Here is a 13482-nt window from a genome sequence, read left to right as displayed (position 1 = left end):
TGGCGCGGGCGGCGGGCCCACGCCCGGGCGGCGCGGGCCCGGGCGGAGGGGTGAGTCAGTCGGTGGCGAGGCCGTGGACGATGTCCGCGGTCGCCGGGTACAGCTCGCGGTAGCGCGCGTACAGCTCGTCGTAGCGCGCCGCGGTGGCCGGGTCGGGGCGCACCTGGACGGCGGGCGGATTCCACCGCGCGATGGAGGCGTCCCCGACGGCCGACGCGGCGAGGAACGCCGAACCGAGGCTCGCGCCGATGGTGTGCGTGGGGACGTCCTGGATCAGCCCGGTGATGTCGGAGACGATCTGCGTCCACAGATGCCCCTGGGCGCCACCACCCACGGCCACCACCCGGTCGATGCGGCCCCCGGCGGCACGGATCGCCTCCACGTTGTGGCGGACGCCGAAACCGGTGGCCTCCAGCGCGGCGCGGTAGAGATCGCCGCGGGTGTGGGCGAGGGTGAGGCCCGCGAGGACCCCACGGGCCGCGGGGTCGGCGACGGGCGTGCGTTCCCCGTCGAAGTACGGCAGCATCAGCAGCCCGCGCGCCCCCGGGCCCGAGGTCTCCGCCTCGGCCAGCAGTTCGGGGACGGACGGGTCCCCGAACAGCGAGCGCAGCCAGTCGGTGATGGCGCCCGAGGACGCCATGCCACCGGCCAGGTTGCGGGTGCCGGGCAGCGCCCCGACCGTGCCCCACAGGGCGGGGAAGGTGACGCGCTCCTCGACCGTGTTGATCAGGAACATGGTCGAGCCGTACATCAGCATCAGATCACCGGCGTTGTGCGCGTCACCGCTGATCGCCTCCGCCCAGGCGTCGATGGTGCCGACTGTCACCGGGGTGCCCGCCGTCAGCCCCGTCGCCTCCGCCGCCCGCGGTGACACCCGGCCCGCCACGTCCCCGGACCAGGCGAGCCGGGGCAGTTCGATCCGCCCGGCCAGCCCGTCCGACCAGGGGCGGTACCAGTCGAGGGCGCCGGTGTCGTAGAGCGGGGTGCACTGGCTGGCCGAGTGGTGGTCCAGTACGTACTCCCCGGTGAGCCGGTGCACCAGCCAGGAGCTGGGCATGAACAGCCGCCGGGCGCGGGCGAAGACACCGGGTTCGTGCCGGGCGAGCCAGGCGAGCTTGGGGCCGACGGCCTGGGTGGAGAGCACCGAGCCGCAGCGGCGCAGGATCTCCTCGCGGCCCAGCTCGGCCTCCAGCTCGCCGATCTGCTCGGTGGCGCGGGTGTCGATCCCGTACAGCACGGCCGGGCGCAACGGCACACCGTCCTCGTCCGTGACCGCGACACACGGCCCCATCCCGCTGACGCCGACCGCCTCCACGGTCACGTCGGCGGACCCGAGCAGATCCCTCACCAGCGTGGTGAACTCCCGCCACCACACCTCCGGGTCCATCTCCACCCAGCCCGGGTGCGGCCGGTCGACGGAGTGCCGTACGACGGACTGGGCGAGGACCGTGCCGTCCGGCGACACCAGCACGCCCTTGGAGCTGGAGGTCCCGATGTCCACGCCCGCCACGGCGCGCTGCGGGGTGCTGTGCGACGTCATCGCGTTCGGCGACGTCATCACCCGGCCTCGATCGCCACGTCGCCGCACAGGTGCACGGACACCCCCAGCCGTTCGAAGGCCGCCGCCTTCACGGCCAGCGCGCGGTCGGCCGTGGCGGCGTCGGGCGCGTACACCACCTGGATGTGGTTGGCCTTGTGACGGGCCATGAACTGGTCGCGGCTCACCCCGTCCAGGACCGCGTGCATGACCGGCCACTCCGGGTTGGTGGCCTGGCGGCGTCGCCGCGTCTCCTCCTCGGGCAGCTCCACCGCCCGGCCCCGGCCGATGTCCAGGTGCAGCGCGCCGTCCGCGATGTACAGCCGGGACCAGACGATCTCGCCGGGCCGGGACACCCCGGACAGGGTGCCGCCACCGGCCGGGAAGTACACCGGGTTCTGCCGCAGGGAGACGGCCTCGGCGTAGCCCCCGGCGAGGTGGGACGCCGGGATGGAGCCGGAGATCTCGAAGACCCAGACGAACCGGCCGTCGTACTCCTCGCCCCAGCGGACGTCGTGCAGGGTGGTGGCCGGGTCGAGGCCCATCGCCGTCCAGATGCGGTTGCTGAGCAGCGCGTCCACCGCCACGCCCTCGTCCACCTCGTTGAAGTGGGGGAGGGGGCGGTCCTCCCACAGCACCCGGGAGCCGTCGCGGCTGCGCACGGGGGGACGCTCGGCGTTGTTCAGCAGCCCCTCGGCGAGGTCGGAGGCGGCCACCAGGTCCTTCAGGCCCTGCTGGTACTGGATGCCGACCGCGTCCAGCCCGAAGTCGTCGCTGATGCGCAGCGCGGCGATGTACATCGCGAACTGCTGGCGCAGCTGTTCGTCGGTCAGCTCGGTGGCCTCGTCCGTACCGGTCTCGAAGCGCATGCCGCGCTCGGTGAGCCACGCGCGCACCGCGGTGGTCTCCGCCTCCGGCACCGTGGCCATCTCGGCGAACAGCGCGCTCTGCGACAGGCGCTCCTTGTAGATGCCGAGGGGGTTGAGGAGTTCGTCGTCGATGATGGCGTTGTACATGCCCATGCAGCCCTCGTCGAAGACCCCGATGATGGCCTTGTCCGCCATCAGCTGGTCGGCGACCGCATGCCCCAGCTCGCGTTCGGGCGTGGCCGGAAGCGGCGGCAACGGCCGTACGTGCGAGGCGTCCTGGGGAACGGCGCCGGTGTCCACCCAGCTCCGCAGCCCCTCCAGGAACCAGTCGTCGGTGAAGTCCACGCTCCACAGCGTGGAGTACTCGATGCCCATCTTGGTCAGGCCCGCGTTCACCCCGAGCAGCCCGACCAGGCCCGGCCAGGTGCCGTCGAAGTTGGCCACGGTCAGGATCGGGCCGCGGTGGGTGCGCAGCCCGGCCAGCACGTGGTGGCTGTACTGCCACACCGCCTCGGCGACCACCAGGGGCGCGTCGGACGGGATCGAGCGGAAGACGGTCAGCCCCATGCGCTGGCTGTCGATGAAGCCATGGCCCTTGACCGGATCCACCTCGTGCGCCCGGCGCACCGTCCAGCCGAGCTTCCCGAAGGCATCGCCCAGCGCGGTTTCCATCGCCTCCTGGACCGGCCACCCCGCGGCATTGGCGGAGGGGCGCAGATCGCCGCTGGCCACCAGCCAGACCGTAGCGGGCTCCACGGTCGGCCTCGGTGTGCTGACCGGCACGGTGTACGGCATGGCGCCACCCATTCCCTGCGTCGTCGACGGGCACCCGTGACGGCCGCCGCGGGTGCCCGCAGGCTCTCAGAAATCGATTTCTCGGGCAAGGGTCGGGCAAGGGTCGGGGAAGGAGTCAGGGCAGGGGCCGGTGAGGTTCCGGCTCCGGTGGTGATGCCGCGGCGGGAGGTGGCTACCGTGGGTGAGGTGACACCGACGCCGACGATCAAAACCGTTGCCGAGGCGGCGGGGGTTTCCCCGGCCTCCGTATCCCGGGCGCTCAACGGCAATCCGACCATCGCGCCGGAGATCGTCGAGCGGGTGATGCGGGCCGCCGACGCGGTGGGATACCGGCCGAACGGGATCGCCAGGAGCCTGCGCACCCGCACCACCAAGGTCATCGCGCTGCTCATCCCCGACATCGGCAACCCGTTCTTCACCGCGGTCGCGCGCGGCGTCACGGACGCCGCCGAGGCGGAGGGCTATACCGTCCTGCTCTGCAACACCGACGAGGACCCCGAGAAGGAACGCCGCCACCTCGCCGTGGCCGAGCAGGCCCGGGTGGCCGGGGTCGTGCTGTCCCCGCAGGGCCGGGACACCGACATCTCACGGCTGCGGCAGAGCCGGATCCCGGTCGTGGTGATCGACCGCCCGCTGCGCGAGAAGACCGACGCCATCGTGGTGCCCTCCTTCGTGGGCGCCCGGGACGCCACCCGCCATCTCATCGAGCAGGGCTGGTCGCGCCCGGCCTGTATCACCGGCCCCGCGTCCGCCGACACCGCCCGGGCCCGGCTGCGCGGCTACCGCGCGGCCATCCGGGAGCACGACGGCATGCCGGAGATCGTCGCGCACGCCGACTTCCGGCAGGACGGTGCGACGCTCGCCGCCCGTGAGCTGCTGGCCCGGGCCGATCCGCCCGACGCGTTCTTCGTCGCCAACGCCCCGATGGCGCTCGGCACCCTGGCCGCGCTCGCCGAACGGGGCCTGCGCGTCGGCTCGGACGTCGGCTTCGTCTCCTTCGACGACGCCCCCTGGGCCCCGTACATGACGCCGCCCATCTCGGTCGTCGCCCAGCCCGCCCATCCGCTCGGGGAACGCTCGGCGCGGCTGCTGCTGGAGTCGCTCCGCGCCCCCGTGGAGCGGCGCCCGCGCCGCATCACGCTCTCGCCCACCCTCATCGTCCGTGCCAGCTCGCTGCGACCGCGGTGGGGATGACCCGCGGGGGTGAGCCGCGGGCTCAGGGCGTGGGGATCCCGGCCGGACGGGCCGGGCGGCCGAGCCGGACCGGAACGCCCGGCGAGTACAGCACGCTGACGGGATCCCCGGCCGGGGCGGGCAGCCCGGCCGCCGCGACGAGGTCCTCTTCGCAGGAGACGAGCCGCGCCCGGTGGAGCGGCCACCGGGGGTGATGGTTCGGCAGATAGGCCACCCCGCCGAAGAAGACGTTGTGCATGCCCCACCGGGCGGTCAGGAAGTGTTCCAGCGCGGTCGGCTCCTCGACGCGTTCCCCGGGCCGCAGGGTGATCCGGCAGCGCGCCCCGCGCGGCCCCGGCCACCGCCGTGAGCTGCTGTACGTGAGGGTGTCGCCCTCGGCGCGGACGGCCATCTTCGACCACACGTAGGGCAGCCGGAAGACGCCCCGCCCCATGATCACCGGCACGAGCCGGGAGGCGTCCAGCGAGCGGAACGCCACCCCGCGCCGCCCGTGCGCGTCCACCGTGTACAGCCGCACATTGGTCTCCGGAAACGTGCCGAAGTACGGGATCCCGGGCAGCCGCAGCCATCCCACCCGATGCATCCGGAACGCCACCAGACCCACATAGGTGGCCCCGTCGAACGTGTCCGGCACGGTCCCGGCCGGGAGCAGCCCCGCCACCTCGGACGGGTCCATGGCCCAGTGGAGGAAGGCGAGGTCCAGCCACCCCTGGGTGAGCAGCGGGTCGGGTATGGACGCGGGGGCGTCCGGGGTGACGGGCTCGGGAGTCGTGGGCGTGAACGTCACGGTCGCCAGCATCGCAGACCGCCCGGCACGCCGACGCGCCGCCCGCGTACCGGAACAACTACTAGGGAAATTCGCAGTTTTGGTACGGACCAAAGCGAGCAGGCGCGCCGGGTACGGGCCGAGAAGGGCCCATCACGTCAAGGAGGTGTCCGTATGGCATTACGGACGACACCCAGCAGGCTCGCCGGGGCCACCGTCGCCGCCGTCACGGGGCTGCTGTGCGGCCCGTGGGCGCAGACCGCCTCGGCCGCCGCGCCCGACGCGTCCTCCGCCGCGCGCCACTGCGTGGTCGACGCGCGCACCGGCCAGCAGAGCTGCTTCGGTACGTTCACCGAGGCGGTCGGGAGCGCCACCGGCGGCCGGATCACCGACGCCCCCGCCACCCCGCAGGCGGCCGCCGCCTCGAAGTCCTTCCGGACCGAGGCGGCGGAGGCCGACGTGGGCGCGCAGGGGGACGTCATCCAGGGGACGTTCTTCGACGAAAAGGGCTTCACCGGCGCCTCGCTCACCATCACCGGACCCGAGCTGTGCGAGAAGGACGGCTGGGTCAACTGGCAGTTCGACCTCGGTGACGACTGGAAGAACCGCATCTCCTCGGTACAGCCGTGGGGCAACTGCGCCATCTGGCTCTACCCGGAGCCGAACCTCGGCGGCGACCGTGACGGGCCGTTCGACGAGAACACCGACGACGTGGGTCAGGCGCTGAACGACCGCACCCAGTCGATCGGCTTCAGCTGATCCCCCTTCCGCCGCGGTCCGCACGGACCGTGGAATTCCCCCCACAGAAAGCATTCGACATGATCCGTATCCGCACGTCCCGGACCCGTAGCGCCGTCTTACTGGCGGCGCTGGTCACCGTGGGCGGCATGGCCCTCGCCGCGCCCGCGCAGGCCGAGGAGACCCCCACCAACCGCGAGCTGCTCGACAAGTGCGACAACGGCACCGACTCCTGCGTCTTCCACCCCGAGGGCGCGCCCACGGACACCGTGGGGGAGTCGCACCAGGTCGGCGACAGCGCCTACAACTGCACCCAGGACCTCCAGCGCTCCAGCATCGCCTGGGCCGACACGACCGGGGAGACCAACAGCCTCGGGGTCTCGCTCAGCGCCGAGTACGGCTTCTCGGAGGTCTTCAAGGTGAGCGTCGAGACGTCGTACGGGCACACCTGGGAGAGCTCCCACACCGAGACCGACACCACCAACGTGGACGTCCGCCCCGGTGAGGTGGGCTGGGTCACCCGCGCGCCCCAGATGCAGCGCGTGAAGGGCACGTACGAACTGCACTTCGAGGACAAGTTCTACGGCCACTACATCTGGTACGTGCCGTTCGACGCGACCGGCCCCAAGCCGGACGCGCCCAGCACCAAGACCCAGCACACCCGTCCCATGACGGACCAGGAGAAGGCCGAGCACTGCGGCTAGCCGGTGCTCCCCGGGCTCGTGGCCACCCCCGGGCCCGGGGTCAGGTCCGGTTCGCCGGCGCGCTGGGCGGGCAGCGGCACCTGACCCGGCTGGTGGAGGACGACGGTACGCATCGGCAGCGGGATCTCGATGCCCTCGGCCTGGTAGCGCCGGTGCAGCCGCTTCATGAACTCATGCTTGATCAGGTACTGGTCGCTGAACTCCAGCGCCCCCAGGAAGACCGAGAAGTCGATGCCGGACTCGCCGAAGGTGTGAAAGCGGATACTCGGCTCGAAATCGACCACGCCGCCCGAGACATCGGCCATCACCTTCGCGCCCACCTCGGTCGTCACCCGCTCGACATGTTCGAGATCACTGCGGTAGCCGACCCGCACCTGCACCATCACCGACATCTCCTGTCCCGGCTGGTGGTAGTTGGTGGTGATGGTGCCGGCCAGCTTGGCGTTGGGGATGATGACGAGGTTGTCGGACAGCTGACGGATCGTGGTGTTACGCCAGTTGATGTCCACGACGTACCCTTCCTCCCCGCTGCTGAGCCGGATGTAGTGCCCGGGCTGCACCGTCTTGGACGCCAGGATGTGCACGCCCGCGAACAGGTTGGCCAGGGTGTCCTGAAGGGCCAGCGCGACCGCCAGACCGCCCACGCCCAGCGCGGTGAGCAGCGGCGCGATCGAGATGCCGAGCGTCTGGAGCAGGATCAGCACGCCCATCATCAGCACCGCGATACGGGTGATGTTGACGAAGATGGTGGCCGTGCCCGCGACCCCGGACCGGGACAGCGCCAGCGTCTGCACCAGACCGGCGACGACGCGCGCCGCCGTGACCGTGGTGGCCAGGATCAGCGCCGCGATCACCAGCTGGTTGACGGTGTGACCGACGGTACGGGTCAGCGGCAGCGCCGCGGCCGCGGACGACACGCCGACGGACATGGCCGCCCAAGGGGCCAGGGTGCGCAGGGTGGCGACGATGACGTCATCCCCGCTCCACCGGGTGCGGCGCGCCCGCTCGCCCAGCCAGCGCAGCGCCATGCGCGCCAGCAGTCCGGCCGCCGCGGCGGCGAGCAGCGCGGCGCCCACGACGATGACGTCGTGCAGCGTCAGGGCCCGGTTCACCGCTCACCTCCCGAAGTGCCGCCAGCCGCCCTCGGGGCGGCGGCCCGCGTCATCGCCGGACCGGAGTCCTGTCTGCTGCTCACCTGGTCACCTGTTCGTGGGGAGGATGTGCCGATGTCGTCGCGGCACATACACATGGCCTCGACGTGACCTGCCATCTTGCCGCATCCCGTCAACCTCCTGATGACCGCCCGGCCATGACCGTGAAGCGGCAATTGGCCCATCGTCACAGCTCGGAACACATGCAGCACATGGACAACACAGTCGATGTGGGGACCATGGATGACATGGATCTCACTCCGCCCCGCCCGGCCGACGACGACCCCAACCCGCTGAACCGGCTCACCCTCGACCAACTGCGGCTCCGGACCAGCATGAAGTGGCGCACCTACCCGGACGACGTGCTGCCGCTGTGGGTGGCCGAGATGGACGTGCCCCTCGCCGAGCCGGTGGTGCGGGCGGTCACGGACGCGATCGCCCTCGGCGACACCGGCTATCCGGCCGGTACGGCGTACGCCGAGGCCCTGGCGGGCTTCGCCCGGGAGCGCTGGGGCTGGGACGGGCTCGCCGTGGAACGCGCGGCGATCGTGCCCGATGTGATGCTGGGCGTCGTCGAGATGCTCAAGCTGGTCAGCGGCCCGGGTGACGCGGTGGTGGTCAACTGTCCGGTCTATCCGCCGTTCTACCCTTTCGTGGAGCACATGGACCGCCGGGTCGTGGAGGCGCCGCTGGGCGCGGACCTGCGGCTCGATCCCGACGCGTTGGAGGACGCCTTCCGGCGTGCCGTCGCGGGCGGCCGACGGGCCGCCTATCTGCTGTGCAGCCCGCACAATCCGACCGGAACCGTGCACACCGCCGACGAACTGGCCGCCGTCGCCGCGCTCGCCGACCGCCATGGCGTACGGGTCGTGGCCGACGAGATCCACGCTCCCCTGGTCGCCCCGGGGACCGTCTTCACCCCGTATCTGAGCGTGCCCGGCGCGGACAGCGGGCTGTCGCTGATGTCGGCCTCCAAGGGCTGGAACCTCGCGGGGCTCAAGGCCGCCCTGGCCATCGCCGGTCCCGCGGCCGCCGAGGACCTGGCGCGCCTCCCCGAAGAGGTCGGCCACGGCCCCAGCCACATCGGCGTCATCGCCCACACCGCGGCGCTGCGCGACGGCGGGGACTGGCTGGACGCCCTGCTGGGCGGGCTCGACGACAACCGCGGGCTGCTCGCCGGGCTGCTGGCCCGGGAACTGCCCGGGATCCGCTACCGGCCGGGCCCGGCGACCTTCCTCGCCTGGCTCGACTGCCGCGCCCTGGGCCTGGGGGACGACCCCGCCGCCGTCTTCCTCGACCGCGGCCGGGTGGCCCTCAACTCCGGACTGCCCTTCGGCACGGGCGGGGCGGGCCATGTCCGGCTCAACCTGGGCACCTCGCCGGAGGTGCTCGCCGAGGCGGTACGGCGGATGTCCGCCGCCCTCGCCTGACGCGAGCCCCCGGGCCCCCGGCCCGGGGGCACGGGGGCAGCGGGAGCCCCGTCGGCGTCAGCCGGTCAGATCGGTGATCCACCAAGCCGCGGCGCTGCCCGGCAGCGTCCCGGGCGGGCACGAGGTGCTGGCCAGGATGGGCGCACCGGTGACCGGGGCCGGGACCGGGTGGTCGCTGAAGTTGATCGCGCACACCAGCCCGTCGCCGCGGATGAACGCCAGCACCTCGGGCGGCGACTCCATCCACACCAGCGGGCCCTCGCCCATCTGCGGGAGGCTGCGCCGCAGATACAGGCCCTCGCGGTACAGGTGCCAGAACGAGTCGGTGTCGGCCAGCGCCCGGTCGGTGGCGTGGTCGGCGAACCACTCGGGCTGTGGCAGCCACGGCTGGGCCACCGCCTCGCCGGTGGTGAAGCCGAACGGCGAGGCGTGCCCCGACCACGGCAGCGGCACCCGGCAGCCGTCGCGGATGTGCTGACGGCTGCCGGTGCGGTGGAAGATGGGGTCGGTCAGCACCTCGTCCGGCAGGTCGACCACCTCGGGCAGGCCCAGTTCCTCGCCCTGGTAGACGTACGCGGCGCCGGGCAGGGCCAGCATCAGCAGGGCGGCGGCGCGGGCCCGGGCCGGGCCGAGGCACGACACCTCGCCCGTGGCCGGCTCGCCCGCGTACCGGGTCACGGTGCGGACCTGGTCGTGGTTGTTGAGGACCCAGGTGACGGTGGAGCCGGTGTCGGCGATGTCCCGCATCGCCTCGCTGATCACCTTGCGGAAGACGTCCGGATTCCAGGGCGCGGTCAGCAGGTGGAAGAAGAAGGCCTGGTGGAGTTCGTCGGAACGCACGTACTTGGCCTGCTCCAGCGGCGTCGGCACGGAGACCTCGCCGACCAGCAGCCGGTCGTTCCCGTCGCGGGCCGCGTACTCGTCGCAGATGGCGCGCCAGCGGCGCCACTCCTCGTGGATCTCCGGCTGGTTCCAGGCCAGGGGGTTGACGGAGTCGCGGGTGCGTTCGTCGATGGTGGGGTCGTCGGAGTCGGGCAGCTCAGGGTGCTTGAACAGACCCGCCGCCACATCGATGCGGAACCCGTCGACGCCCCGGTCGAGCCAGAACCGCAGCACCTCGTGGAAGTGCTCGCCGACCGACGGCTCGCGCCAGTTGAGGTCGGGCTGTTCGGGGGTGAACAGGTGCAGGTACCACTGGCCGGGGGTGCCGTCGGGCTCGGTGACCCGGCTCCAGGCGGGGCCGCCGAACATGGCGTGCCAGTTGTTGGGCGGCAGTTCACCGTCCGCACCCCGGCCGTCGGCGAAGTGGAAGCGGGCCCGGGCCGGTCCGCCGGATCCCTCGGCGAGGGCCGCCTTGAACCAGGCGTGTTCGCTGGAGCAGTGGTTGGGGACGATGTCCATGAGGACCTTCAGCCCGAGCCGGTGGGCGTCGTGCACCAGCCGGTCGAACTCCTCCAGGTCGCCGAAGATCGGATCGACGTCGAGGTAGTCGGCGACGTCGTACCCGTGGTCGTGCTGCGGCGACGGGTAGAACGGGCTGAGCCAGATCCCGTCCACGCCCAGCTTCTTGAGGTACGGCAGCCCCAGCCGGGCCCCGGCGAGGTCGCCGATGCCGTCCCCGGTGCTGTCGAGGAAGCTGCGCAGGTAGATCTGGTAGATCACCGCGTCGCGCCACCAGGCGTGCGGCGAGCCCTCCGTGCGGTGCGCGGAGGGGCGGGGCGCCGTGGTGGCCGTGGCGAGGCCCGATGCCTCGTCACTCGCCGGTATCGAGGTCATCCGGCGCTCATCCGGGGCTGTCATGCGTCCATCCCAGTGCTGGTTCGTGCTGGCTTGCTGATGCGATTGCTGGCTCGGGAGCCGGCCGGGCAGGGGCGGTCCGGCGCCATGCGACAGGTTGTCGTGGGTCGGCGCGTTCGCCGGTGAAGGGCGGTGCGGACGGCGCTCGTGGCGCCCCCGGGCCGTGTCGTGCGTTCTCAGATGCCGCGCGGGGCGGGGGCCTTACGGTGGAAGGCCGGGCCGCCGAGGGGCGTACGGCTGAGGTGCCTACGGCCGGGAGTCCCGTGGCTCGGAGCCGGGCGGCCGGGGGTCGTGGCCGGGCGCGGTGCGTCGGCGGCGGGGGCGGCGTACGGCTCCCCGGCGAGCATGCGATGCCTCTGACTGCTCACGGACAGGCCCTCTCGTGCGGCACATCATCGTTGATGTATCGATAAAGCACAGTGGCATAAGATGGGGGTGAGCGGCAAGCGATCACGAGAAGCCGGAGCAAACCGGGGAGAGCGGATGGCGACGCTGAAGGATGTGGCCCGCACGGCGGGGGTCTCGGTGATGAGCGTCTCCAACGTCCTCAACGACACCGGCCGTTTCTCCGCCACGATGCGCGAACGCGTGCTCCAGGCCGCCGAGGAAGTCGGTTACGCGGGCCCCGACCCGGCCGCCGCCTCGCTCCGGCGCGGCCGCACCGGCACCGTCGGGGTGGTGCTGCCCCTTCCGCTGGAGACGGCCTTCGCCGACCCGGCGGCCACCGCCTTCCTGGAGGGCGTGGCCCGTGAGTTCCAGCGGCGCCGCACCACCATGACCCTGCTCGCCCTGCCGCCCGCCGTCGGGCCGCTCGCCCGGCACGCCACCGCCCCCGTCCAGCAGGTGGCCGACGCGCCGCTCGCGGCGCTGGAGAAGGCGGTGATCGACGCGGCCCTCCTGTACAGCGTGGAGGAGGACCACCCCGGTCTCGACATCCTGGTCAAGCGCGAACTGCCGGTGCTGGCCGTGGACTCGCCCGGCCATGGCACCGGGCGGGACCGCTTCGGCGACGCCTGGGCGGGCTTCGTCACCGTCGACGACTTCGGCGGCGCCCGGCGCGCCGCCCGCCATCTGATCGGCCTCGGCCACCGGCGGGCCGTGGTCCTGGTGGACAAGCTCGCCGTCCAGCCCCGGCTGGGCCCGGCCACCTGGCCCCAGGCGCTCGCCACCACCAGCGCGATCCTGCGCCGCCGGCTGCTGGGCTACCGCGACGCGTGGGCCGAGGCGGGGCTGCCGTTCACGGACCTGACCGTCATCGAATGCGGCAGGAACGACATCGCGGCGATCCGCACCGCCGTGCACACCCTGCTCACCGCACCGGGCCCGCGCCCCACCGCGCTGCTCGCCGTCTCCGACACCCTCGCGCTCGGCGCGTGCGCGGCCGTCCGGGACCATGGCCTCGCCGTGCCCGGTGACCTGGCGGTCATCGGCTACGACGACATTCCCGCGGCCGCCACCGCCGTCGTCCCCCTCACCACGGTCCATCAGCCCACCGTGGAGAAGGGCGAATCGGCGGCGCGGCTGCTCCTCGACCACACCGACCACCACATCGACCACCGCTCCGACCACGGCGGGTCCACCGTCCCGCCCGCCCCGGTGGCCGGGGCGGCGCCGCCGGAACTCCCCACCCGTCTGGTCATCCGCGCCAGCACACCGGCCTGACGCTCCGAAGCCTCCGTACGTAGTCGTCGAGGGTCCACCGGGGGACCCACCCCTGCTCCCGGGCCCGGGTGGTGTCGAGGACGACGGTGTGCGCGAGCTGGTCCACCGCGTAGCGGGTCAGCACCGGCCGGGCGGCCGTCCGGTGGCGTGCGGCGGCCTCCAGCGCGCGGGCCGCCGCCATGGCGAGGGGGCGCGGCAGATGGCCGATGCGCGCATGCCGGCCGTGCGCGCGCAGCACCTCGCGGATCGCCCGGTCTCGGCGGTACGGCACGGCGTCGGCGATGTTGTACGCACCCGGCGGCCAGCCCGCGGCGGACACACAGGCGTCGGCGAGGTTGTCGACGGCGGTGAGACTGAGCGTCACATCGGGCCCCGGAAGCAGCAGAAGCCCGCCGCGGATCCGGTCCAGCAGCCGGGGCACCAGATACGGGTCGCCCGCCCCGTACACGGCCCGGGGCCGCAGCACGACCGCACCGGCCTCCAGCGCCAGCCGTTCACCCGCCGCCTTCGTCCGGCCGTACGCGTTCAGCTGGCCGGAGACGGGATGGTCCTCGCCCACCAGGCCCCGGCCGGGCCGCGGATCGTACACACTGGCGCTGCTCACCCACACCACCGGCCGCCCGCCCGCCGCGCGCAGCAGCCGGGCCGCGCCCTCGACGTTGACGGCGCGCATCTCCGCCTCGGCCGCCGACCCCGCCACCGGGTCCCCGACGGCCGCGGCGCAGTGCACCACCAGGTCGGCCCCGGTGAGATCGGGCACGTCCCGCGCGGCGTCCCACCGCACGTGCCGTCCCACCGGCCCGCCGCGCCGCCCCACGCACAGCACCTCGGCGCCCGCG

The 13482-nt window shown here is 72.8% G+C and carries 12 protein-coding genes; 5 read left to right on the top strand and 7 right to left on the bottom strand.

Annotated features, from left to right (window positions below):
• Positions 1-55: 55 nt before the first annotated feature.
• Positions 56-1558 (bottom strand): FGGY-family carbohydrate kinase, encoded by a 1503-nt coding sequence (locus EEJ42_RS40995; protein ID WP_246097686.1) that lies wholly within the window; start codon positions 1556-1558, stop codon positions 56-58.
• Complete coding sequence (locus tag EEJ42_RS40990; RefSeq protein WP_123107221.1) at positions 1558-3201, bottom strand: fucose isomerase; 1644 nt, start codon at positions 3199-3201, stop codon at positions 1558-1560. Before EEJ42_RS40990 ends, EEJ42_RS40995 begins: the two co-directional genes overlap by 1 nt.
• A 177-nt stretch (positions 3202-3378) precedes the next feature.
• Here EEJ42_RS40990 and EEJ42_RS40985 point away from each other — a divergent pair, with 177 nt between their 5' ends.
• Entirely contained in the window at positions 3379-4395 is a 1017-nt protein-coding gene (locus EEJ42_RS40985; RefSeq protein WP_246097685.1) for a LacI family DNA-binding transcriptional regulator, read from the top strand.
• 22 nt (positions 4396-4417) lie between these two features.
• On the opposite strand, the gene EEJ42_RS40980 is transcribed toward EEJ42_RS40985, so the two are convergent.
• Positions 4418-5194, bottom strand: coding sequence for a YqjF family protein (locus EEJ42_RS40980; protein ID WP_123107220.1), 777 nt, complete (start codon positions 5192-5194; stop codon positions 4418-4420).
• Positions 5195-5335: 141 nt separating this feature from the next.
• Here EEJ42_RS40980 and EEJ42_RS40975 point away from each other — a divergent pair, with 141 nt between their 5' ends.
• Positions 5336-5920 carry a hypothetical protein gene (locus EEJ42_RS40975; RefSeq protein ID WP_123107219.1) on the top strand — a complete coding sequence of 195 codons (585 nt, stop codon included), beginning with the start codon at positions 5336-5338 and terminating at the stop codon, positions 5918-5920.
• Between the two features lie 59 nt (positions 5921-5979).
• A complete protein-coding gene (locus EEJ42_RS40970; RefSeq protein WP_184503512.1) occupies positions 5980-6603 on the top strand; it encodes a hypothetical protein in 624 nt (207 codons plus the stop codon).
• On the opposite strand, the gene EEJ42_RS40965 is transcribed toward EEJ42_RS40970, so the two are convergent.
• Positions 6600-7715, bottom strand: a complete 1116-nt coding sequence (locus EEJ42_RS40965; RefSeq protein WP_123107218.1) for a mechanosensitive ion channel family protein — start codon at positions 7713-7715, stop codon at positions 6600-6602. The two genes, EEJ42_RS40970 and EEJ42_RS40965, sit on opposite strands and share 4 nt — an antisense overlap.
• 287 nt (positions 7716-8002) lie before the next feature.
• Here EEJ42_RS40965 and EEJ42_RS40960 point away from each other — a divergent pair, with 287 nt between their 5' ends.
• The gene (locus tag EEJ42_RS40960; RefSeq protein ID WP_123107222.1) at positions 8003-9184 is read left to right on the top strand and encodes a MalY/PatB family protein; all 1182 of its coding nucleotides are present in this window, start codon (positions 8003-8005) and stop codon (positions 9182-9184) included.
• Between the two features lie 57 nt (positions 9185-9241).
• Here the strand turns inward: EEJ42_RS40960 and EEJ42_RS40955 are convergent, their stop codons facing one another.
• Positions 9242-10960 carry a glycoside hydrolase family 13 protein gene (locus tag EEJ42_RS40955; RefSeq protein WP_123107217.1) on the bottom strand — a complete coding sequence of 573 codons (1719 nt, stop codon included), beginning with the start codon at positions 10958-10960 and terminating at the stop codon, positions 9242-9244.
• Positions 10961-11157: 197 nt separating this feature from the next.
• The gene (locus tag EEJ42_RS50465; RefSeq protein WP_148082199.1) at positions 11158-11349 is read right to left on the bottom strand and encodes a hypothetical protein; all 192 of its coding nucleotides are present in this window, start codon (positions 11347-11349) and stop codon (positions 11158-11160) included.
• A 115-nt stretch (positions 11350-11464) separates the two neighbouring features.
• Here EEJ42_RS50465 and EEJ42_RS40950 point away from each other — a divergent pair, with 115 nt between their 5' ends.
• The gene (locus EEJ42_RS40950; protein WP_184503511.1) at positions 11465-12643 is read left to right on the top strand and encodes a LacI family DNA-binding transcriptional regulator; all 1179 of its coding nucleotides are present in this window, start codon (positions 11465-11467) and stop codon (positions 12641-12643) included.
• Here the strand turns inward: EEJ42_RS40950 and EEJ42_RS40945 are convergent.
• On the bottom strand, positions 12618-13482 hold an 865-nt coding region (locus EEJ42_RS40945), incomplete at its 5' end, for an NAD-dependent epimerase/dehydratase family protein (protein ID WP_148082198.1). The genes EEJ42_RS40950 and EEJ42_RS40945 overlap by 26 nt on opposite strands.

The sequence above is a fragment of the Streptomyces botrytidirepellens genome, from assembly GCF_003721215.1.
Taxonomy (GTDB): Bacteria; Actinomycetota; Actinomycetes; order Streptomycetales; family Streptomycetaceae; genus Streptomyces; species Streptomyces himastatinicus.
Note: the sequence above shows the minus strand (reverse complement) of the source record. Positions and strands in the feature narration are given on the sequence as shown.

Bases quoted from the DNA above. Each gene is read 5' to 3' on its own strand.
- EEJ42_RS40995 (WP_246097686.1), bottom strand. From the start codon at position 1,558: ATGACGTCGCCGAACGCGATGACGTCGCACAGCACCCCGCAGCGCGCC.
- EEJ42_RS40990 (WP_123107221.1), bottom strand. From the start codon at position 3,201: ATGCCGTACACCGTGCCGGTCAGCACACCGAGGCCGACCGTGGAGCCC.
- EEJ42_RS40980 (WP_123107220.1), bottom strand. From the start codon at position 5,194: ATGCTGGCGACCGTGACGTTCACGCCCACGACTCCCGAGCCCGTCACC.
- EEJ42_RS40975 (WP_123107219.1), top strand. From the start codon at position 5,336: ATGGCATTACGGACGACACCCAGCAGGCTCGCCGGGGCCACCGTCGCC.
- EEJ42_RS40970 (WP_184503512.1), top strand. From the start codon at position 5,980: ATGATCCGTATCCGCACGTCCCGGACCCGTAGCGCCGTCTTACTGGCG.
- EEJ42_RS40960 (WP_123107222.1), top strand. From the start codon at position 8,003: ATGGATCTCACTCCGCCCCGCCCGGCCGACGACGACCCCAACCCGCTG.
- EEJ42_RS40955 (WP_123107217.1), bottom strand. From the start codon at position 10,960: ATGACCTCGATACCGGCGAGTGACGAGGCATCGGGCCTCGCCACGGCC.
- EEJ42_RS40950 (WP_184503511.1), top strand. From the start codon at position 11,465: ATGGCGACGCTGAAGGATGTGGCCCGCACGGCGGGGGTCTCGGTGATG.